This window comes from Polystyrenella longa (assembly GCF_007750395.1).
Taxonomy (GTDB): domain Bacteria; phylum Planctomycetota; class Planctomycetia; order Planctomycetales; family Planctomycetaceae; genus Polystyrenella; species Polystyrenella longa.
On the sequence record NZ_CP036281.1, the window covers coordinates 3,112,687 to 3,131,681 of the forward strand.

Sequence of the window (18,995 nt, forward strand, 5' to 3'; positions counted from 1 at the left end):
GACAAGCACGATGTGATCCAGCACGAGTCGCAGCTTATTTGAGACCGATTAATTGCGACTAATGCTGTCAGATTTGGTAAGATAGTACATAGGCGACGGGCGGTTCCTGGCAGTGAATACCTGTCAGGATCCCGCCTGACCTTTGTGCCCGTTTTTCTGTGATACACTTCGTGATTCGAAATCAGGAAAGCGACGCTGCTCATCGAGATCAGCAAATTCGATTTCAGTCCTCTACCGGCAAGCGAACCTGATGATTAAATTTGGTGTTCTGGGGGTGGGGAACGAGTGGGATTCCACCTTTCAACCCGCACTTCAACAACTTCGGCAGCGCGTTCAGGTCCGCGCGATCTTTGATCCGGTATCGGCTCGCGCCATGATGGCCGGTCGTCAGCTCCAGGCAATGTTGTGCGACAGCGTCACCTCGCTTCTTTCTCTGCGAGAACTGGACGCCATTCTTGTTCTGAACAGCAGTTGGTACGGTGAATCGCTCTTGCAATTCCTGCTGCATTTCGAGAAACCCTGCTTCCTGGCAAGCAACATTTCTGTCCGGCGTAAATCGTTACGCAAGATGCATGGCGTGGCGATCTCCCAGGGCCAGACGTTGATGCCCGCCCTCAAAATGAGATACACACCCAGCAGCGGTCGATTACAGGAATTGATGGAAACCACACTTGGTCCTCCCAGCCAAATAGAAGTCCAGATTCCCGGCAATCTGGCAACATGTACATCCTCCGACAAAATACTGTGCCCTCAAGATGAGATGGTTGTTTGTCTATTTGACTGGTGCCAGCACATTCTTAAAGCAGTTCCACTCCTTGTATCTCCCAGAGACCCTGTTCATACGATTCAGCTCGACGAAGTGAATCGCTCTTTTCAGATCTCTTATTCTCCCTGCCGTCGAAAAAACGCTGACTCGACGTCGATGACGCCCCAGTTAATTCTCAATTTTATGCCTGTCGACCAAAACACGACTGAATTCCCGCGAATTGAGGTCACCTGCTCTCACGGCAAAGCTGTATTACCTGACGCTACGCACATCGAGTGGAATACGGAAAATGTATCCGAACGGGAATCTCTGGTATCAGATCGTTCTGAGTTTGAAGTCATGCTCGATCACTTCTGCCGACGTGTCGTAGGAGGATTGATACCAGTGGCTGATCTGGCCGACTATGAACGATCCCTCCGACTCCATCAGGCCTATAAACTGAGCCGCGAAAGAGAGTCTTCTGTATCCCTGCTGGGAAAATCGTGATTCGGCTTTGCTTTCCCTTTTCTGCAGCTGGTACGATTGAAGGCTGACTCCAATCAACCCACCACGCAAAACCAGTGCGGCACTACCGTGCTGGTCTCAAATCGAACTCACCACGCCACCCGGATTTGCTACAAGGAACTGCTCCATGTCTTCATTGAATCGACGCCACTTTCTGAAAACCTCGGGATTGCTCGGTGCCGCTGCTGCCGTCGGAAGTAGCTTGCCGGCTGCCGAAAACGAATCCAAACCGGGACAGACTGCGAACACCAAGTTTGCAGTGAACGTCGAAATGTGGTGGCGCAAGCTCCCCTTTGAAGATCGAATCAAAGCGGCTTCTGAACTTGGATTTCCGGGGATCGAATTCTGGCCATGGCGGAATAAAAATATCGATGCCGTCGCTGACCTGACCAAGTCGTTAAACCTGGACGTCGTTCAGTTCACCGCATGGGGCTTCAGCCCAGGCCTGAATGATCCGAAAAATCACAAAGCCTTTGTTGAAGAAATCAAAGCAAGTTGCCCGATTGCTCATCAGCTCGATTGTAAAATGATGACGGTCGTTGGTGGGAATGATCAGCCTGGAATGACGCAGGAAGAGATGCACCAGAACATCATCACTGGTCTGAAGCTCGCCGCACCAATTGCTGAGGACAATGACATTATGCTCATTCTGGAGCCAATGAACATCCGCGTCGATCACAAAGGGCATTGTCTCTACGGTAGCGCACCTGCGATTCGGATCTGTAATGAAGTTGATTCCAGCCATGTGAAAATCAACTGGGACCTCTACCACATGCATATCACCGAAGGGGATTTATGCGGACATTTGAAAGAGGGAATGGAAGCGGGCCAGATTGGCTACCTGCAGTTGGCCGACCATCCCGGCCGTAATGAACCTGGTACGGGAGAGATTCATTACAACCGCGTTTTAAAAGAAGCGCACGCTCTCGGCTACGATGGCTATGTAGGGCTGGAGTGCAATCCGCTGACGGACGAAGTCACCGCCGCAAAACGGGTGGCTGCCGCCGACATCTGGTAACGCCGAATGCTGTTCATAGTTCTGGAGGACACGTGCGTTATCCAATATTCGTTATCCAATAATAGCGTCAACGAGATTTTGAGCCTCGGAACTATTCAGGGCCGATTTGCCAAATCCAGGCACGGCCCCCGCTTTGACCGCTTCTTCCTGCGCGTCCGCGTAATTGGAAATCATCATCACGGGCATATTGCTGTATTGCTCATGCGACTTGAGCGATTCGATGATTGCCTGTCCTTCGGTATGATCCTGGTCCATCAATCTGTTGACGAGGATCAGGTCATACTTGTTGGCCGACAGCAATCTTTCGGTGTCGGTCCAGCCATGGGTCCGGTCGACTTCCACTTCCCAATGGGACTCGAGAAATCGGGTGATATTGGAATGATCGTAGTTACATTGGCCAATGTCTAAGATGCGTTTCATGGTGTGAATTACTTTCGCGGTAGAACTAAGTCATTTTTTTTATCAGGCGACTGCTAGTTAATATCCTGCTTCGAGCGTTTCCATTAATCGGTTGAGGAAGAATTCTCCTGCACGCTGATCAACGGATGAGGCGCAACAAGAGTCCTTTTCAGATTTGATGTGTCGGTTGCTTGCGCGTGGGATACTTGCTCAATGTTGGATAAGTCCCCTTGAGCGATCCGGGCAGCAGTGGCAATAGAGCCGTAATCATTGATCAGTTTGTTTTGCGCCAGAGCATACTCATGCTCTGCGATAATTCCTTCGTCTTTGATCTTTTTCAGCTCTGTTAATTCCTGAGCAAGTGTTGGTGACGAGTAATTGTGAGTATGAGTGTGATTGGTCGCGCCTTGGGTACCGCCTAAGGTCAGACCGAAACAGCCCACACTACAGAGAACACCTGCAAATATTGCCAACGCCGAAATTTTGACAAGCATGGAGACCAGCTTTCAAAACGGGAACTGATTATCGATGATATAGGGAGTGGGTGGAGAGGGCCAGAGTTATCTCCGCTCATCACTTCTCTGTCAATACGAGTAGCAGGTCCACGAAAAAAGCGAACCCGCAACCGGCAGGTTCGCTTTTAGTGTATTTAACCGATCACCTTTTATAGCAATCACTTGTGATCAGACAGGCTCAGTCTGCTTCCATAAAGGCGTAGCAGAGAACGTGTGACATAATGAAGAAGCTGTCTTCAAGATGCCCCATGTGATTGGAGGGCAATGTGAGTGGAATGTCGACGAGGTCTTTCAGTTTGCCCCCATCACCCGTAGTCAGACCGACGGTAGTGACACCGATTTCATTCGCGTATTCGGTGGCTCGCAGCACGTTAGCGCTATTGCCGGAACCGCTGATCGTGATCAACATGTCCCCTTTGACGGCGAAGTTTTTGAGTGGTTCCAGGAAGACGATGTCATACCCGACATCGTTAGCATAGGCCGAAAGGGTCGACATGCTGTCGGTCAGACCGATCATTTTGAAGCGTTTCTTTTTCTGGTAAGAAGCGCCTTTGACAATGTCGACGACCATCTGTGAAGCGATCGAAGCGGAACCACCGTTGCCGCAAATGTAGATAGTCTTGTCGTTGTCGCGAACTTCTCGCATTTTCGCGATGGTCTGACCCAGCTTTTCGCGGTCGAGTTTAGGAAGAAGTTCGGTCAATTTGCTCAGGTAATTTTCTGCGAATGCAGTATCAGACATGGTTTCGGATCCTTTTGGCCTGCTGGGCCGGGACTGAATTATGTAATCGACAACAAACGGTGGTTATCGAGAATAGACCAGTAAGAAATGACGTCCAAAGAAGCCATGAACTTTTATTGGTAATTGATGCTGTTTATATGTTGTGACGCGAATCGGAACAAGTGCGAGGCAGAACCCGCCAGTCAGCTTTACGATTCGTTTTGTGATTTCCACATGATCAGGCGTTCGCTTACCTGTTCCTGCGATGCTGTTCCAGTAGTGCCCAGTTGTTTAACAGTGATCGAAGCGACCAGCATACCGACGAGCGCAGCTTCCGGGAGAATTGCCCCCGAGGCCAGAGTCAGTACTAATCCAGCGGAGACACTGTCGCCCGCGCCAGTGGTGTCGACAGGACCTTCCAGTTTAATCCCCGGGATTGAAGTCAATTCAGGATCGCTGACGATAATACCATTCGCTCCGCGTGTGACACAAATGGGAGCATTCGCCGTGTTTCTTAATCGTGGGATTGCCTCTTCCAGTTGAGTCAGCTCCACCTGATCGCCCGGTAGCGGATTTTCGTGACCGACCGCTTCAAATTCGTTCGGTTTGATGATCATGTTGCGGAAGTGATGGATATATCGCCTCGAATCCGCATAGAAGATGACATTCGGGTTATTCTCCGCCCGTTCAGCCAGAGCGTCCCGCGTTTCCGCCGTCAATACGCCGCAATTCTCTTCCTCCACTTGATCGAGAACGATAACGGCATCGAGTTCTGGCAACAGTCGATCGAGGACTTCCAATGCTTCATTGACCAACCGCTGAGTCATCGTTTTACGATTTTTAGTGTCGTATCGCTCATGTTCACCTTCGAGTCCGGGAACGTCTTTATTGAGCGGCTTGAGATAGGTCGGGGTCATCAGGTTGGCCGATTGGATCAGCCCTTCTGTATTACATCCACGCCGATTGAGTTCTTTTTTCAGATCGTAACCCTGTCCATCATCACCTACGACCCCAATGGCGAACAGTTCACCGGCACCTAATGCCGCCAGATTATTGACGATGGTTCCGGCCGCACCGGGAGCGTTTCGAATGTCGACGACCTGATGCGCGGTCTTACCGGTTTCGATACTCTTTTCGGCAAGTTGAGGATCCGTTACCAGGTAACGGTCCAGGAAATAGTCACCGAGCACAGCAATCCGGCGGGAGCCAAACTTGCCTAGCAGTTCTTCCAGTCGTTCCGTTTCCATGCGCGGGGGAACCCACTCTAAATATCTCAAGCTGTTTAGTTAGATAATCGTCCCCTGCCAAGAAGTTGACCGGGACCTGTTCGAAGACCTTATTCTTTCCAGAGGTATTTGAACAAGGTGTCGATCTGCTGGTAGTCGGGAATGACGATGTGGGCACCGACACCGATGAGTCGGGTCCGTTTCCATTCATCAACGGAACCATCCTTCGCCGATTCGTTACTAGCCACGGCAATGGCGGTTCCGCCTGCTTCGTGAATGTTGTCGATCTCAACGAAGCCGTCGCCAAAGCCGATCAGATATTTCCCTTCGACGTTGTTCTCACGCAGAATACGTTCGATAACCATCTGCTTGGAGAAACTTTTGTAATCGTCCTGGGCACCGTAGATATGAGGGCCGAAGTATTTGTCTACCTGTAACAGTTCACACTCTTCGCGAACGAAATTCTCATCCGTTCCCGAGGCAAGGAAAACTTCGACGCCGCGATCTATTAGACCTTGCAGCACTTCGAATGAACCGGGGACCAACATTTCGCGAGGATCGGCTTTCCCATTGCGGAGGTCTTCCCGACGAGACGTAATGCGTTCCATCAGCAGATCGTGGTATTTGTGTTTGTAGAATGAGGGGTCTTCGGCTTTGCCGCCCCGTTTTTCAATCTCTTCGACGAGTCGAATCATCTGGTAAATTGTCTGTTTACCATTGAGTTGCATGACAAAATCGTAAGAGATTTTGCTCAATTCTTCCTCGGACTCACTGGTTCCGGTTTTTTGAAGTTCCTCGATCATCATCGGAACCATCACTTCGGGCCAGCCTTCACGCACACAGCTCAGGGTGCCGTCGAAATCGAAAACAGCGAAGCGAGGTGGATCGGCCAGATCGACGTCGTGCACAATCTCGACAGAGGAATCGGGTAGGAAACGGGTTTCGCCCACTTCTTTAACCCGGAGTTTGTAATCAGCTTCATGGGAGGCATCGGCAGACATGAAAGATAAATACCTGTGACGACGGAGAAGGAAGAATTCATGGCCACCGGCATTAAAACAATACCGGCAGTGACGTGTAGAAGAGCATAAGTCATGCTTTCCAAGGCCCGATTCTATAGGTCACCGATGCTGAATGGTAGTGAATCAGTCCGTTTTCAGCCCTTGGGCGATGTATTTCGGACGTGGATACCGTTTAAAGGGACGCATTTCATCAAAACTGAACAGACTGGCTGAATTAGGAGCCTGTCACGAGGTAATTGCCTGCTGAACCAGCTGCAGGTAATCAGGACGGTCTCCTGCATTCTTATGTTGATACCGATATAAAACTTGACCAGTTCGAAGAACGATGACACCGGGCATCTGACGAACGTTCCCTTCCGGTTTGCCAACACCATGACCTTCGAAGATACAGGCTTTCATTCCATTCCAGAGAACAGACGGTCCCATCAACTGAGCAAGCCCGCCCGTCCCGAATTGGAAGTGTTGATACAAGATTCTTGCTGGATCACTTACGGCAATGGCTTCGGGGAGCTGATATTTTTTAAGCATCGATTGCAACTCTTCCTGCTCGCTCATGCTGACGACTACAATTTTCGTATTCATGTCCCCCAGGTCGCCTTCGATTTTGTGAAGATCGGCCAAGGCCTGACGACAAAACGAGCAGCCTGAATGCCGTAAAAACACAATCAAGAGCGTCTGATCTTGTGACAGATCCGCCAGAGATTGCCCTGTTGAAGTCATTACTGACGGAATCGAATCAGAATTCAGGGGGGCTGTTTCTGTCATGGTCGCTCTCTCTCGATTTGGAAATAAAAACCTGGACTGTCATTCGTCATTCTACGCAAACCGTTCTCATGAACCAGTGTAGGCCTGTTCGAATGTCTTGAAACTAAAACAGGCGTTCGATAAATCAATCGAACGCCTGTGAAGTCTTAGGGCAAATAGTCCCTCTTATAAAAGAGAAACAATGAGATTTACATGCGAATGTAAATCTTATTCTTCTCGAGGCTACGGATGACGACGTACATCAGGTACATACCGATCACCCAGCTGCTCCAACCGTACCACGCGGGAGGATCCCTGGGGACGAAGTTCTTGACTGCCCCACAAACCAATTCAAAAAGTACGTAGCTGGCAAGCGCGTTCGTCCCCCAGGTTCGGAAGAGTCCAATCTGGAATCCCCAGATATCGGTGAAGATATAAAACAAGGTGTATACGAACAGGGAAAATCCACCAGCGAATATCAGGTAAGACATCGTTCCTGCCCGTTGGCTCATCATCCAGGCATTCCAGTAGAATTCATATCGTGGCTGGTACTGCACAATTTCTTCGTTCTGCTCATCTGGTGAATCAAATGGGTTCCGACCGATAAAGTCAGTCCAACTCATGCCGCTGAGTTTCTCCATGCGTTTTTCGTTTGGAATAACGGGATCGATGGCGAGTTTCAGGTCGCGGCGTTCTCCTGTTGGAAGCTTAGTCCACTCAATCTCGACGAGCGTTTCCAAGTGATCGGTCAACATCTTCTGGGCCTGTTGGCTCTGACGCAGGGTGTCAAATTCTTCTCCCTGCGTTGCAGCCAGTTCCGTGGCTATCTTTTTATTGATCTCTTCGGTTGGCGTGTCCGCTTCCGGATCCAACCCCGCTTCGGTAAGCAGTCGGTTGGTGATTTCGTTCTTAATTGCCGTTTCCTGTGTGGTGAAATCAGCAGTAAGAGATTCCAATGTGGCCTTCTCCGTCTGGTAGCTATCGTAGTAAACCGAGTCCATTTCAAGGTAAGGCACTTTGGCTTCCTGAACCTGCTCTCGCAACTCTACGATTTCAGCACCGGGTTCAGCTTGAAAAGTTTCGTTCACTTTCTTGTTGATAGCATCCGTCGGTTTGTCATTTTCAGGATCGAGTTCCGCCTCCACCATGAATTGATTCTGCAGTTCTAACTTCCGATCGCGCTCGGCTAGAATCAACGATTCTACCTTGCGAGCCAAGTCTGTTTTGGTTTTTAGCTGCTCGTCGTTTAAGCGAATAATCTCTGGAGTGAGTGCCTCCTCGTACCGTTCCAGACGTTCCCGCAACTCCAGTAATTCCGGAGAGGGACTTGTTTCGAATTCATTAATCACTTCCACGTTGAGGTATTTCGGAGGGTACTGCAACTCGGGATCTAAGCCCGCTTCTACCATCTTTTCATTAACGAGAGCTTGTTTGTATTCAAACCCTTTGTTTGTGTATTCAGTTCGTAGCTCACCCACGACTTTGTTGAAAGGTTTCAGCTTTTCGTTGAGTGGTTTAACCGCTTCACCTGTGACATGATTCACATGATCGCGATCTTTGTATTCGGTGTCTTTCAGAACTTGCATTTCCTTGGGGGAAATATCCCAGAGTCGGGCAGGCCAGGTAATCATCCAACCGAGCAGCATAATGACGATTGACCAGAGAAACATCTTGACCAAATTAGGGTGCTTATGTTTCTCTCGAGCATCTTGTACCCAGTCGCAGGTAATCGTTCCCAGCAGGGCCGGAGTTGTCCAGGTAAGGAACCCGAGCGGACCACCATCAATCGCATTAGGGCTGGAGTTCGCATACAGGAAATACCCGTAATAACAAGCGAGATGGTGAGCCAGGGCACAGGTAATCATCACAATAATTCGAGTAAGAACGCTGGTTCGCATCCAAGGCAGAATCCAGAGTGACGTCAAGGCAATGTGCCCGAGTGTCTGGAGCCAAACCCGCTTCATGGGTGTCTCGAAGATTTCCCAGAATGTCATCTGGGTAAGTTGATCCCAACTGTTGGCTACACGACCGATGTGATAAACCGAAAAAGTGACCACCATCAATCCCAAAATACGACGGACGACTCGCCAGTGTGCTGCAGTCAGCCCTCCCTCGTGTCGTTTCCGACCAAAAGAAAGCCGAAAAGCAAAACCTACCGCAAAAATAAAGTGCGGCATGATCGTATCGGCGTACGAGCAAGAGATGTTGTGGTGCAACAGGACCGGATGAACAAACGTCTTATACGATCCCATATAATTCACAAGGAACATTCCCAGAATCGTGTAACCACGAAACTGGTCCAGTGAATGAATACGATTTGGAAGGGGTTGCGATGCTGTCGCCATGCGTATCCGCTTTCTTGATTGCCAATCAGTTATTCAGGCTGAAGTGCTACTGTTGGAGTGGAAGAGCCTGCTTTCAAAGCGAATCGATTCCAGTGGATTCGCTGGAGGCGGATCGATACGCCTTCCTCCTTTAAAATGGACACTTTCTGGCAAAATAGCAGGTCTAGAAGGTGTCATCAAAATGGAAGAACAATGGCCTTGCGAGCCTATCAACTCCAAACGGAATTACGATCAAGATCTCTTGATCATAAATTGTACCGGTCAAAGTGACTAAAGCAGGGAATGGATTGATCGAGTGCGTGCTGAAGAAAGATTTAGCAGAGACGCCAGCGCCTGACCTTCAACTGATGAAAACCCAGATCGGGTAGGAAATACAGTCATTGCGATAAAGTCGTGGGGCGGATTTCTCTGTGTTCAGATCAAAACCGATGAAATGTTGGAATTGTCCGTGAAGGGTTTATCGTACCGCTCGCTGGATTGAGCTTCAAGCGAGTTGCAGATCGAGAAATAACGATTCTGGTCGTGTGACAGAAAAATGTTTGATTGAATTTTGTTCAGGAGTGCGACTCTTCTTGACGTTCTCTCAAAATGGGAAAGACGCTCTGGATTGAGTAAATTTGATTGCGCGACAGGCCCTCTACCGTGAGCCGGAAACGCCTACCACCACACCTCTTGGCTTTACACTGTTTGTGTAATTTACGTAGACTGAGACAGTACTTCATAAGCTCTTATTGCATTAGATATGTAAATCCAGGTAAGCTGCGTATGCATGAAAATCTCCCCAAAGTGGAACATTAATGGCGTATTGGGTTGAAAACAGCGGTTGTAATGGATATTTGTGTAATTGTAGGTAGGCCACGTAATTGGCCTGAGACGTCTTATATTTACATTTTGGAAGGGTAGACAACATGGATTTCAGTTCTCTGAATCGTCGTAGCTTTGTCACCAAATCCATGGCTGCTTTCGGTGGCTTGGCTTTGGTTTCTGGTATTTCTCGCAAAGCTGAAGCTGGACACGGACATTGGGGCGGCGGATGCGGCTCTTATTCTTCTTGCAGCTCAATTTCTTCTTGCAGCTCTGTTTCTTACCAAGCTTGCTGTGCTCCTGAGCCCAGCTGTGGATGCAGCACTCCTGAGCCTAGCTGCTACGCTCCTGCTCAAAGCTGTGGTGCTCCTGCACCTAGCTGTGGCGGACACGTATCCAGCTGTGGTGCTCCTGCTCCTAGCTATGGTTGTGGCGCTCCTGCTCCTAGCTGTGGTTGTGGTGGTGGTTCCAGCTACGGAACTAGCTATGCACCATCTCACTCTGCTCCTGCAGCACCAGCAGCACCAGCTGCTCCAGCAGCTCCTCCAGAAGCACCTGCACCTCCGATGGGCTACAACGTCCGTCCGAACCGCTACCAGCGCGTAAGCTACCGCGTTCTGCGCGTTCTGGAACGCTAAATTGATATCTGGAGCAACCACGTGTTCGCTCTGGATACAATAATAGATGAAGCATAAAACCCATCCTGGATAGTTTTCCAGGATGGGTTATTTCATGTGATGACCATTACTGGTATATTTTTATCTCACGCCAAATCAATCTCTTCACTCGGCAGCAGTTACGTTTTTGTATTCAGGAAAAGTCATATGTCTCGGATTACCAATGTTCCCCGAAATGAGTGGGAACTGTTCAATTATGGTCAACGAGACTTTCATCGATTCTCCGTGAATTCAAAAGAGCGAGAAGTCCCCTTCACAATACCGATTCGAGTCTCTGAACGATACGAGATACAGGACACGCTCGCTCGGGGAGGCGGTGGGGTCATTTTCACTGCGATTGATCTCCATACACAAAACAAGGTACTGATCAAAACGATCGCCGGATACCAGATACCTCGAGGCTCACTGGAAGAACCGTTAGACGAAGTCGTGGACTCGATTCGCCGGGTCCGGCACCATTTGCAAACCGAACGACGTATTCTCGTGCAACTTCGAAAACTGGGTTGCAACAATGTCCCTCATCCACACGATTACATTTTCGACTGGAACCCTGCCCTCGCTGGTCCATACCGGACTCCCAAGGACGAACTATGGTCTTTTGAGGATGTCGAAGTACTGAAATCGGAACCTTACCTGGTCATGGAATGGGTCGATGGCTTCAGCGGTAAAGAAGTCCTTCAGCGATTCTATCCTCAAGGAATTTCTGAGCAGCAGGCGTTGTATCTGGTTGATCAAGTTGCAGCCGTGATCGAGACAATGCACCAATCCTGGCAGATGCCGAACGATATGACCTGGGATCTGGTTTATCAGGACTTGAAGCCATCAAACATTCTGATTGACGATTTCGGGCACGCCACCCTCATCGACTTTGGGGGATGTCAGATCGTCATTGACGGGGAATTAATCCTGCATGGTTCCCACTCTCCGGGATACGCCGCGCCGGAATGTGGACTCAATAAAACGCCCATCACCCCCGCGGCAGATGTCTACAGCTTGGGCACGACATTATATAGCCTGGTCACTGGCATCAATTTGCGGCGAGAATTACAGCGGAAACAACAATCGGACGAGACTGCACGAGCGGTTGAGCTCGATTTTTCCTCCGATAATCGAATTTCCTCTGAGGTGCGGGAACTGATTTGTGACTGCACTCAACTTGATCCAACAGAACGATTAAGCACGGCCATCGAATTTCGAGAACGCCTCAAACCGTTGATCCACGAATTCTGATGACTTTTCTTTATCGATGCTGCTGACTTAACGTATCTCTATGGCATACCATACAGCCAATCCCCATCAGCAAGCACATTGATACTGATGTTTAAGGTGAGCCGGGAATTGAACCGCGGGCCCATTGTTTTTACGTAACGTCCTGTATTACTGATTGAACTGGCAAAGAGCTTAATGACTTTGGACTCCGGACAACGACTTCCCGGTTTGCGCTGGTCACATTATCAAATTGACCAACTAAAGAGTGGTGAAGACTATTCCCCTTTGTATTCCGCTTTCAAGATCCTGTTTAACCATCGCTATGATGAACAGGAATTCTACGAAACTGCGCCGGAAGAATGGTTACCGATATGGGTACGCACCACGATTCGTCCCAGTTCAAACGACGAAGAAGAACTTCAGTCGCGGATTCGTTTACTCCGGTATGAAATGGACTCTATCCTGACTGCTGGCAGTGCATGGACTCCGGATCCGCTGGACTGGGTCGAATTTCGACCACCAGAACCGGCTCCGGAATCAGAACAGGCGGATAATCCTTCCGATGAACGAGTTCAGAAAACTCCAGAAGAGTCCTCCGAAGAAACGGAGACTCCCCTGCCCGCTGCGATGCTCGTATTTACAATGATACAGGGAGACAACCTGTCCGTCGCGCAGCGAAAATGGCCGGATGATTCCATGCTACGGATTCGATTTCTGACCGAGTGGTTGAACTTTCTTCAGGTTTTACACGAGAGAGAGCAATGTCTCGGCGCGATTTCTCCCGAAGAGATTATCGTCGATCGCTCAGGACATTTTCAGGTTTTGGCGACGGATCGAATTCTGCCTGTCACTCAGACGGAGCATCTTCGCTGGTTTTTCCCACCAGGTCGGTATCCAACATCGTTTTCAGCCCCAGAGGTTCGGTCTAAGACGGCGGCGTTCGACTCCCGGAGCGATCTTTACAACTGGGCTTGTCTCGCTATGTACGTCATTGGTGGCATCGACTTGACTCTGCGAAGCCCTGTGGACGAGAATCCATTAACTACTGAAGAACTCGAACAACTGACACGCAACCTGAAACGACTAACTGGGCGATATCTTGCGGCGATGAAATCGTTTGCACCGGGACGTTTTGGAACCTCGGAACAATTGGTTGTAGAAATCTGGAAATCCGCAATTCTCCAGGCCTTAAAAGCCGATCCCGAACAAAGACCGTCCTCGATTAGCGAGCTTCGAAATACAGCAGTCGAAGGTCGAACAGTTCATAAAGTTGCCGAAAAAGTCAAAAGCTGGTTCCGTCCTGTAGAACGTGGATCAGAGTAAGACATCACTGAATAAATGGTCCTTTTTAACGATGCCTCCAATCGATATTCACGTTCATCTACTTCCACGAATCTGTTCGCCGATTGATTTCTCCGGACAAGTCGCTGTCGTTATCGACATACTTCGCGCGACAACAACCATCGCCACTGCACTCGCAAATGGCGCCAAGGCAGTCCACGCAGTGCAGGAAGTCTCGGAGGCACTTATGGTGGCAGAACAATTCATCGAGGGAGAATATCTCCTGGGCGGCGAACGGCATGGTGAAAAAATCGATGGTTTTCACTTGGATAACTCACCGTTGGCCTACACTCCTGAAGTGGTGAACGGCAAAGAGATCATCTTTACGACGACAAATGGAACGCGGGCGATGGCCCATTGCCGGATGGCGAAGGAGATTCATCTCGGTTCGTTCAATAATTTATCGGCACTGGTGAATCGACTGCAGGAAGAGGCTCCTAAAGAAGTCCATCTGTTGTGTGCGGGTACAGACAGTCTGATCACTCATGAAGATGTGTTGTTTGCCGGGGCAATCTGCGAAAAGCTGGGGGCGCCTTCCGATCAGGTTGAACCGGGGAATGATACGGCCAAACTCGCTTTGGATACCTGGAAAACCCACAGCCAGTCGCCCGAACTCTTTTATAAATCGCTGTGCAACAGCCGCGGGGGAGCGAATCTGGTTAAGCTTGGGTTCGATGCCGACATTAGACGGGCAGCAGAGCTGGATCTTTACGAGATTGTCCCGAATTACGACCCCAAAAGCGGGAAAATCACAGCATAGCCCGCTACCATACAGCGACCCCTGCGCGGGACGCTGTCTCTTCATTGTTAAGTCATGCTCAAGCTTGAGTCACGATCAGGAATTCGTCCCCTGATGCCAGACCAAGTTCACTCTTTGTTTTCAGCATTGTGGAAAGAAACATGCCCAAATCGATGGAACAAATCGTTGCTCTATGCAAGCGACGTGGCTTTATCTTTCAAAACTCCGATATCTACGGCGGTCAGCAAGGCTTCTGGGATTATGGTCCGCTGGGAACAGAACTCAAGCGGAATGTGCGGAACGCCTGGTACAATACCATGATCACCCAGCACGATGAACTTTTCGTGCCGGAAGGAGCGCCTAGCGCTTTCCAAATGGTGGGGATCGAAACCTCGATCATCATGAACCCCAAAGTATGGAAAGCATCTGGGCATTACGACTTGTTCCACGACTTCATGGTGGACTGCAAGTCGTGCAAGAGTCGTTTCCGCGTTGACCATATTACAACGCGTGTGGTACTCGATGCAGCGACGAACGCCCCTGTCGCGTGTGAAACCTACATGAAGGACGTCGAAAACGACACTGGCCTTTCCAAGGCACAACAGAAGCGACTCGACAAAGCCACCAAAGAATACGGCAAACCCACAATTGAAGAGACCATGCCTCTGGACAGCTATATGAAGCTGGCCGGTGACCAGCAATCTCCTCCCGTCGCACAATGCCCTGATTGTCGAGGCGAGCTGACCGATCCACGCGAATTCAATCTGATGTTTAAAACCATCGTAGGCGCGTTGGCAGGTGAAGAATCGACCGCCTTTCTCCGACCGGAAACAGCACAGGGAATGTTCGTCAACTTCAAAAATGTGGTCGACAGCAGCCGTGTGAAACTTCCGTTTGGAATCGCGCAGATCGGTAAGAGTTTCCGAAATGAAATCACACCTCGGAACTTCATCTTCCGTTCACGCGAATTTGAACAGATGGAGATGGAATTCTTCTGTCGACCAGAAGAGTCTTTCCAATGGTATAAATATTGGCGTGACCGTCGTTTCAAATGGTATTCCGACTTGGGGATTAATCCCGACAACCTGATCCTTCGGGACCATACGGAAGACGAACTGTCGCACTACTCCGTCGGAACAGCGGATGTCGAGTACTCCTATCCGTTCATGGAAGAAGGCGAATATGGTGAACTGGAAGGAATTGCCCACCGGGGTGATTTCGACCTGCGTTCCCACATGGAAGGCAAACTTGTTCGAGAAGGCAACGAACTCGTTGTTGAAAAAGATGAGCATGGCCAACCCCGTCATCGTGGAAGCGGAAAAGACCTGACCTACTTTGATGACCAGACGCGCGAACGATTTGTTCCCCATGTCATTGAGCCAGCTGCGGGTGCGGACCGAGCGACGTTGGCCTTTATTTGCGAAGCCTACACAGAGGACGAGCAACCGGACGACAAAGGCAGCATGCAGAAACGAACTGTGATGAAGTTCCATCCGTTACTCGCCCCCATCAAAGCGGCCGTTTTCCCGCTAATCAAGAAAGACGGTATGCTGGAAAAAGGGGCCGATCTTTATCGCCAGTTAAAACGAGCCGGTATCGCCAGTACGTATGCCCATCAGGGAGCCATTGGTCGACGTTACCGCCAACAGGACGAAATCGGTACTCCTTACTGCATTACTGTCGATGGCGATACGCTGGAAGACGGCACTGTAACCATCCGTGATCGTGACAGCCTGCAGCAGGAACGGGTTCATGTAGACAAAGTGGTCGAAACGATCCGCTGTAAACTGGATGAATACGCAATCTGATTTCACAGTTCGATTGAGCACAATAGCAAACGGCTGATTCTGATTAACAAAGGATCAGCCGTTTTTTTATGTTTGAATGGGAACCACCATGGTTCGTGAGCAGAGACTCTGTTGCGTATTTTTATTCTATCGTAACCGATTGGACGCAACGAAACCCAGTGTGAAAGGCTCCCGAAGTGGGGTCCCCTTTCATACGGGCGGAGACACGATACCCCCAGCAGTAGGTATCGCTACACATGAAGGAACCACCTCTCTGGACCCGCTTGGGAATATTCTCTTCCATAGGATCGTAACTGCTGGCAGGTCCTTGGGGATTCTTGCGAGAACTCTTACCGTAATAATCTGGCGTGTAGTTGTCGTGACACCATTCCCAAACATTTCCAGAGATGTCGTACAGGCCGTATCCATTCGGGGAGAAAGACTTCACTGGAGCGGTCGTCTGAAAACCATCTTCAAGTCGATTCGTCTCCGGGAAGACTCCCTGCCAGATGTTGATTGACCATTCGCCATCCGGAACTTGCTCATCTCCCCACGGATACCGTTTCTCCGACAGGCCCCCACGAGCGGCATATTCCCATTCGGCTTCGGTGGGAAGTCGTTTGCCGGCCCATTTACAATACGCCTGAGCATCTTCCCAGGAGACATGGACGACAGGATGGTCCATTTTGTCTTCGATGGTCGATTCAGGGCCTTGTGGGTGTCGCCAGTTGGCGCCATGAACATAGTCCCAGATCTGGTAAGGCCAGAGCGGGTTGGACTTCTGAAGAGTTGCTGGATCGACAGAGGAGTTAAAACAGATAGACCCTGCCTGTAGGTTTTCTTCGGGAATAATGGATACATCCGGTATCCGGCCGATGAAGTCTTCTCGTTTCGGCTTACGTTCGGCAATCGTCTGGTAACCGGTCGCTTGCACGAATTTTGCAAACTGAGCGTTAGTCACTTCGGTTTGATCCATCCAGAATCCATCCAACTCCACCAAGTGCGCGGGGGCTTCGTCGTTAAGATGACTTGGCATGTCTTTCATCTGGGGAGGCCCAGTATTGTTCCCCATCAGAAAGGTGCCTGCGGGGATCATAACCATCCCTTCCGGCGGTTCGACCGGTGTGACCGAAGCGGCGTTCAGGTTGATCCAAACGAGCGATCCTGCCGCCACGACGGCGGAGAGCACGAACAATTTGAGGAGGTGAGCTTTAATCATCTTATTATGCAGTATCAGTGATGGAAATTATCAGCGATGTCAGGAGACAAGATATAGAGGCCGTCGCCGTTTTCAATCTAATTTCACAATGGCCGACCGTCTCGGAATTCCCTATGATTATCGGGCCGCTTAGAAGCGTCAATTACTGCCCCCAGGTAGCCAGAATCGGAACGATCTCTAAGGATAACATGCGAGAAGACCGTCTCACAGAAGAGAATCTGCTTCCACGACTATTATGCAGCTGCTGGAAGTGATTGTCCCTGTGATCCTTAAATCTTACGCACTCAACATCTAAAGCACTCAACAAAACATCTCGAGAGAAAACTGTATGCGCTGTTTCAAACTATTTGCTCTGAGCCTTCTACCGCTGTTTTGCATCGTCGGATGTACTCCTGCTTCCGAAGCTGAATCTACGAAACCAGAGGAAAACAATGTTGAAGCAGAGTCGCCTGCTCCGATTGAGGTCGTTTATGGTGATCTGAAGGATGTGCAGGAATTCATTGCGAAACAGGATGGAAAAGTCGTAGTTCTGGACACATGGTCGACGTGGTGCCTCCCCTGCCTGCGGGAGTTTCCCAATCTGGTCGCCCTGCAAAAACAGTTTCCAGAAGATGTCGTCTGCGTCTCTCTAAATCTGAACTACGACGGGATTGAAGGGGAGCCTCCGACATCGTTTGAAGAGGATGTCCTCGTTCAGCTGCGAAAGTACAATGCGACGTTAACCAACTACATATGTACACAAGAATCCGAAGAAGTCTACGAATCCCTCCAGTTCGATTCCCTTCCAGCCGTTTTTGTTTATGATAAGGCAGGAAATTTAGTGAAGCGGTTCGACAACAGTCAGTTGGAGTCACCTGATGACGAATTTACCTATAAAAAGGATATAATTCCGCAAGTTAAAGCGTTACTGGACGCAAAATAATACGCCTTCTCCAGTAAAGGAGTCGATATCCCTCCAATGCCCTCGACAAAACAACTTGATCTCGTATAGCGACAGCGAGTCCGCGAGAGTTTAAGCAGGTCCTACGACCACTAAACTCGGAAAACTTCTGTCTTACAAAACTCGGGGACATTGTTGAAGTCAGGCGTTCAATCAATCCCTTTCGCCTTTTGTTCCCTCCCTGCATTCCGTCCCATCGTTCGAAAAGTAGAATCAATGGAAAGACCGCCGAAATTAGGATTAAAGTGGTACAGCAGCCCTCGGAAGTTGCTGCGCGCGATCCTGATGTTGGACGACAGCCGCCATTCCATTGCATTAGGTACCGCAATCGGCATCGGCATCGGCATGACACCGACGGTGGGAATTCAGATGCTTATTGTCCTGCTGGTTTCTCTGCTGACGAGAAGGCTGTTTCAGTTCAACATAATTGCGGCCATGATTGCCGTTTACATTTCCAATCCGTTGACGATGGTGCCGATTTATTACTTCGACTATCAGGTCGGAAGCTTGCTGATGGATGGAGAAGCACCACTTTCGAGATTGTCAGAGATTCTACATAACGACGCGAATCTCGCCTGGTGGAATCAGATCTACGCGCTGCTGGTAGAATTCGGTTGGCCCTTAGTATTGGGTTCATTAGTCATCGGCTGTGTGTCCGGGCTCTTAACCTACCCGGCAATGAATTACCTTCTGAAAAGCTTCCGCCTTGAAAAAAAAGTGGAGCCTCCGAAAGTCGTAACCCCTCCTGAATACGTCCCCTCCCGCAAACGGACGACCGTCACTAGACAGACGACGCATTAGTTCCTCAACAATAGCTTTGCTTTCTCCCGGTCACATTTCGATGGAGATCTGTAACAGTCATTCAAAAGTTAGTCTACGAAAGATTGCGACTCCGTAGGTTGCATACGTGAATCGCCCAAGACAAGAGGATTCATTTCCATTGATGATTCCCCAGTAGCGTTGTGAAATAGCACGAGTTCATTACACTGGATTGCCCGCTTTCTCTCTCGCTACTCTCT

Annotated in this window: 17 protein-coding genes; 9 read left to right on the forward strand and 8 right to left on the reverse strand. The window is 49.6% G+C overall.

The features are described 5' to 3' along the window. The first annotated feature begins 250 nt into the window (after positions 1 to 250). Both Pla110_RS11585 and Pla110_RS11590 read left to right on the forward strand, forming a co-directional pair. The gene (locus Pla110_RS11585; protein WP_144995921.1) at positions 251 to 1,252 is read left to right on the forward strand and encodes a Gfo/Idh/MocA family oxidoreductase; all 1,002 of its coding nucleotides are present in this window, start codon (positions 251 to 253) and stop codon (positions 1,250 to 1,252) included. A 145-nt stretch (positions 1,253 to 1,397) separates the two neighbouring features. Continuing rightward, a complete protein-coding gene (locus Pla110_RS11590; protein WP_144999685.1) occupies positions 1,398 to 2,288 on the forward strand; it encodes a TIM barrel protein in 891 nt (296 codons plus the stop codon). A gap of 51 nt (positions 2,289 to 2,339) precedes the next feature. Here Pla110_RS11590 and Pla110_RS11595 read toward each other — a convergent pair whose 3' ends face one another. The 7 genes from Pla110_RS11595 to Pla110_RS11625 form a co-directional block, all read right to left on the reverse strand. Further along, positions 2,340 to 2,708: a response regulator gene (locus tag Pla110_RS11595; protein ID WP_144995922.1), complete on the reverse strand. Its 369-nt coding sequence runs from the start codon at positions 2,706 to 2,708 to the stop codon at positions 2,340 to 2,342. Between the two features lie 83 nt (positions 2,709 to 2,791). Continuing rightward, on the reverse strand, positions 2,792 to 3,181 hold the full coding sequence (locus Pla110_RS11600; RefSeq protein WP_144995923.1) for a hypothetical protein: 390 nt from the start codon (positions 3,179 to 3,181) through the stop codon (positions 2,792 to 2,794). Between the two features lie 199 nt (positions 3,182 to 3,380). Then, a complete protein-coding gene (locus tag Pla110_RS11605; protein WP_144995924.1) occupies positions 3,381 to 3,944 on the reverse strand; it encodes a D-sedoheptulose-7-phosphate isomerase in 564 nt (187 codons plus the stop codon). 188 nt (positions 3,945 to 4,132) lie between these two features. After that, positions 4,133 to 5,170, reverse strand: coding sequence for a bifunctional heptose 7-phosphate kinase/heptose 1-phosphate adenyltransferase (locus Pla110_RS11610; RefSeq protein ID WP_144995925.1), 1,038 nt, complete (start codon positions 5,168 to 5,170; stop codon positions 4,133 to 4,135). Positions 5,171 to 5,259: 89 nt separating this feature from the next. Then, complete coding sequence (locus Pla110_RS11615; RefSeq protein ID WP_144995926.1) at positions 5,260 to 6,150, reverse strand: HAD family hydrolase; 891 nt, start codon at positions 6,148 to 6,150, stop codon at positions 5,260 to 5,262. Between the two features lie 246 nt (positions 6,151 to 6,396). After that, positions 6,397 to 6,936: a SelL-related redox protein gene (locus Pla110_RS11620; protein WP_144995927.1), complete on the reverse strand. Its 540-nt coding sequence runs from the start codon at positions 6,934 to 6,936 to the stop codon at positions 6,397 to 6,399. Between the two features lie 188 nt (positions 6,937 to 7,124). Further along, positions 7,125 to 9,260: a hypothetical protein gene (locus Pla110_RS11625; RefSeq protein ID WP_144995928.1), complete on the reverse strand. Its 2,136-nt coding sequence runs from the start codon at positions 9,258 to 9,260 to the stop codon at positions 7,125 to 7,127. A 966-nt stretch (positions 9,261 to 10,226) separates the two neighbouring features. Here Pla110_RS11625 and Pla110_RS11630 point away from each other — a divergent pair. The 5 genes from Pla110_RS11630 (at position 10,227) to Pla110_RS11650 (ending at position 15,838) form a co-directional block, all read left to right on the forward strand. After that, on the forward strand, positions 10,227 to 10,670 hold the full coding sequence (locus Pla110_RS11630) for a hypothetical protein (protein ID WP_144995929.1): 444 nt from the start codon (positions 10,227 to 10,229) through the stop codon (positions 10,668 to 10,670). A 218-nt stretch (positions 10,671 to 10,888) separates the two neighbouring features. Next, the gene (locus Pla110_RS11635) at positions 10,889 to 11,971 is read left to right on the forward strand and encodes a serine/threonine protein kinase (protein ID WP_197440147.1); all 1,083 of its coding nucleotides are present in this window, start codon (positions 10,889 to 10,891) and stop codon (positions 11,969 to 11,971) included. 174 nt (positions 11,972 to 12,145) lie between these two features. Further along, entirely contained in the window at positions 12,146 to 13,273 is a 1,128-nt protein-coding gene (locus Pla110_RS11640; RefSeq protein WP_144995931.1) for a protein kinase family protein, read from the forward strand. Positions 13,274 to 13,304: 31 nt separating this feature from the next. Then, positions 13,305 to 14,051 (forward strand): 2-phosphosulfolactate phosphatase, encoded by a 747-nt coding sequence (locus tag Pla110_RS11645; protein WP_144995932.1) that lies wholly within the window; start codon positions 13,305 to 13,307, stop codon positions 14,049 to 14,051. A 140-nt stretch (positions 14,052 to 14,191) separates the two neighbouring features. Beyond that, positions 14,192 to 15,838: a glycine--tRNA ligase gene (locus Pla110_RS11650; protein ID WP_197440148.1), complete on the forward strand. Its 1,647-nt coding sequence runs from the start codon at positions 14,192 to 14,194 to the stop codon at positions 15,836 to 15,838. A 121-nt stretch (positions 15,839 to 15,959) separates the two neighbouring features. Here the strand turns inward: Pla110_RS11650 and Pla110_RS11655 are convergent, their stop codons facing one another. Further along, positions 15,960 to 17,036, reverse strand: a complete 1,077-nt coding sequence (locus tag Pla110_RS11655; protein ID WP_197440149.1) for a formylglycine-generating enzyme family protein — start codon at positions 17,034 to 17,036, stop codon at positions 15,960 to 15,962. Positions 17,037 to 17,364: 328 nt separating this feature from the next. On the opposite strand from Pla110_RS11655, the gene Pla110_RS11660 reads away from it, so the two are divergent. Both Pla110_RS11660 and Pla110_RS11665 read left to right on the forward strand, forming a co-directional pair. Then, on the forward strand, positions 17,365 to 17,958 hold the full coding sequence (locus Pla110_RS11660) for a TlpA family protein disulfide reductase (RefSeq protein ID WP_144995933.1): 594 nt from the start codon (positions 17,365 to 17,367) through the stop codon (positions 17,956 to 17,958). Between the two features lie 234 nt (positions 17,959 to 18,192). Continuing rightward, positions 18,193 to 18,777, forward strand: a complete 585-nt coding sequence (locus tag Pla110_RS11665; protein WP_144995934.1) for a DUF2062 domain-containing protein — start codon at positions 18,193 to 18,195, stop codon at positions 18,775 to 18,777. Positions 18,778 to 18,995: the final 218 nt, after the last annotated feature.

What these genes read in the sequence shown, in the direction of transcription:
- Pla110_RS11585 (WP_144995921.1), top strand. Translation starts at nt 251, where the DNA reads ATGATTAAATTTGGTGTTCTGGGGGTGGGGAACGAGTGGGATTCCACC.
- Pla110_RS11590 (WP_144999685.1), top strand. Translation starts at nt 1,398, where the DNA reads ATGTCTTCATTGAATCGACGCCACTTTCTGAAAACCTCGGGATTGCTC.
- Pla110_RS11595 (WP_144995922.1), bottom strand. Translation starts at nt 2,708, where the DNA reads ATGAAACGCATCTTAGACATTGGCCAATGTAACTACGATCATTCCAAT.
- Pla110_RS11600 (WP_144995923.1), bottom strand. Translation starts at nt 3,181, where the DNA reads ATGCTTGTCAAAATTTCGGCGTTGGCAATATTTGCAGGTGTTCTCTGT.
- Pla110_RS11605 (WP_144995924.1), bottom strand. Translation starts at nt 3,944, where the DNA reads ATGTCTGATACTGCATTCGCAGAAAATTACCTGAGCAAATTGACCGAA.
- Pla110_RS11610 (WP_144995925.1), bottom strand. Translation starts at nt 5,170, where the DNA reads ATGGAAACGGAACGACTGGAAGAACTGCTAGGCAAGTTTGGCTCCCGC.
- Pla110_RS11615 (WP_144995926.1), bottom strand. Translation starts at nt 6,150, where the DNA reads ATGTCTGCCGATGCCTCCCATGAAGCTGATTACAAACTCCGGGTTAAA.
- Pla110_RS11620 (WP_144995927.1), bottom strand. Translation starts at nt 6,936, where the DNA reads ATGACAGAAACAGCCCCCCTGAATTCTGATTCGATTCCGTCAGTAATG.
- Pla110_RS11625 (WP_144995928.1), bottom strand. Translation starts at nt 9,260, where the DNA reads ATGGCGACAGCATCGCAACCCCTTCCAAATCGTATTCATTCACTGGAC.
- Pla110_RS11635 (WP_197440147.1), top strand. Translation starts at nt 10,889, where the DNA reads ATGTCTCGGATTACCAATGTTCCCCGAAATGAGTGGGAACTGTTCAAT.
- Pla110_RS11640 (WP_144995931.1), top strand. Translation starts at nt 12,146, where the DNA reads ATGACTTTGGACTCCGGACAACGACTTCCCGGTTTGCGCTGGTCACAT.
- Pla110_RS11645 (WP_144995932.1), top strand. Translation starts at nt 13,305, where the DNA reads ATGCCTCCAATCGATATTCACGTTCATCTACTTCCACGAATCTGTTCG.
- Pla110_RS11650 (WP_197440148.1), top strand. Translation starts at nt 14,192, where the DNA reads ATGCCCAAATCGATGGAACAAATCGTTGCTCTATGCAAGCGACGTGGC.
- Pla110_RS11655 (WP_197440149.1), bottom strand. Translation starts at nt 17,036, where the DNA reads ATGATTAAAGCTCACCTCCTCAAATTGTTCGTGCTCTCCGCCGTCGTG.
- Pla110_RS11660 (WP_144995933.1), top strand. Translation starts at nt 17,365, where the DNA reads ATGCGCTGTTTCAAACTATTTGCTCTGAGCCTTCTACCGCTGTTTTGC.
- Pla110_RS11665 (WP_144995934.1), top strand. Translation starts at nt 18,193, where the DNA reads ATGGAAAGACCGCCGAAATTAGGATTAAAGTGGTACAGCAGCCCTCGG.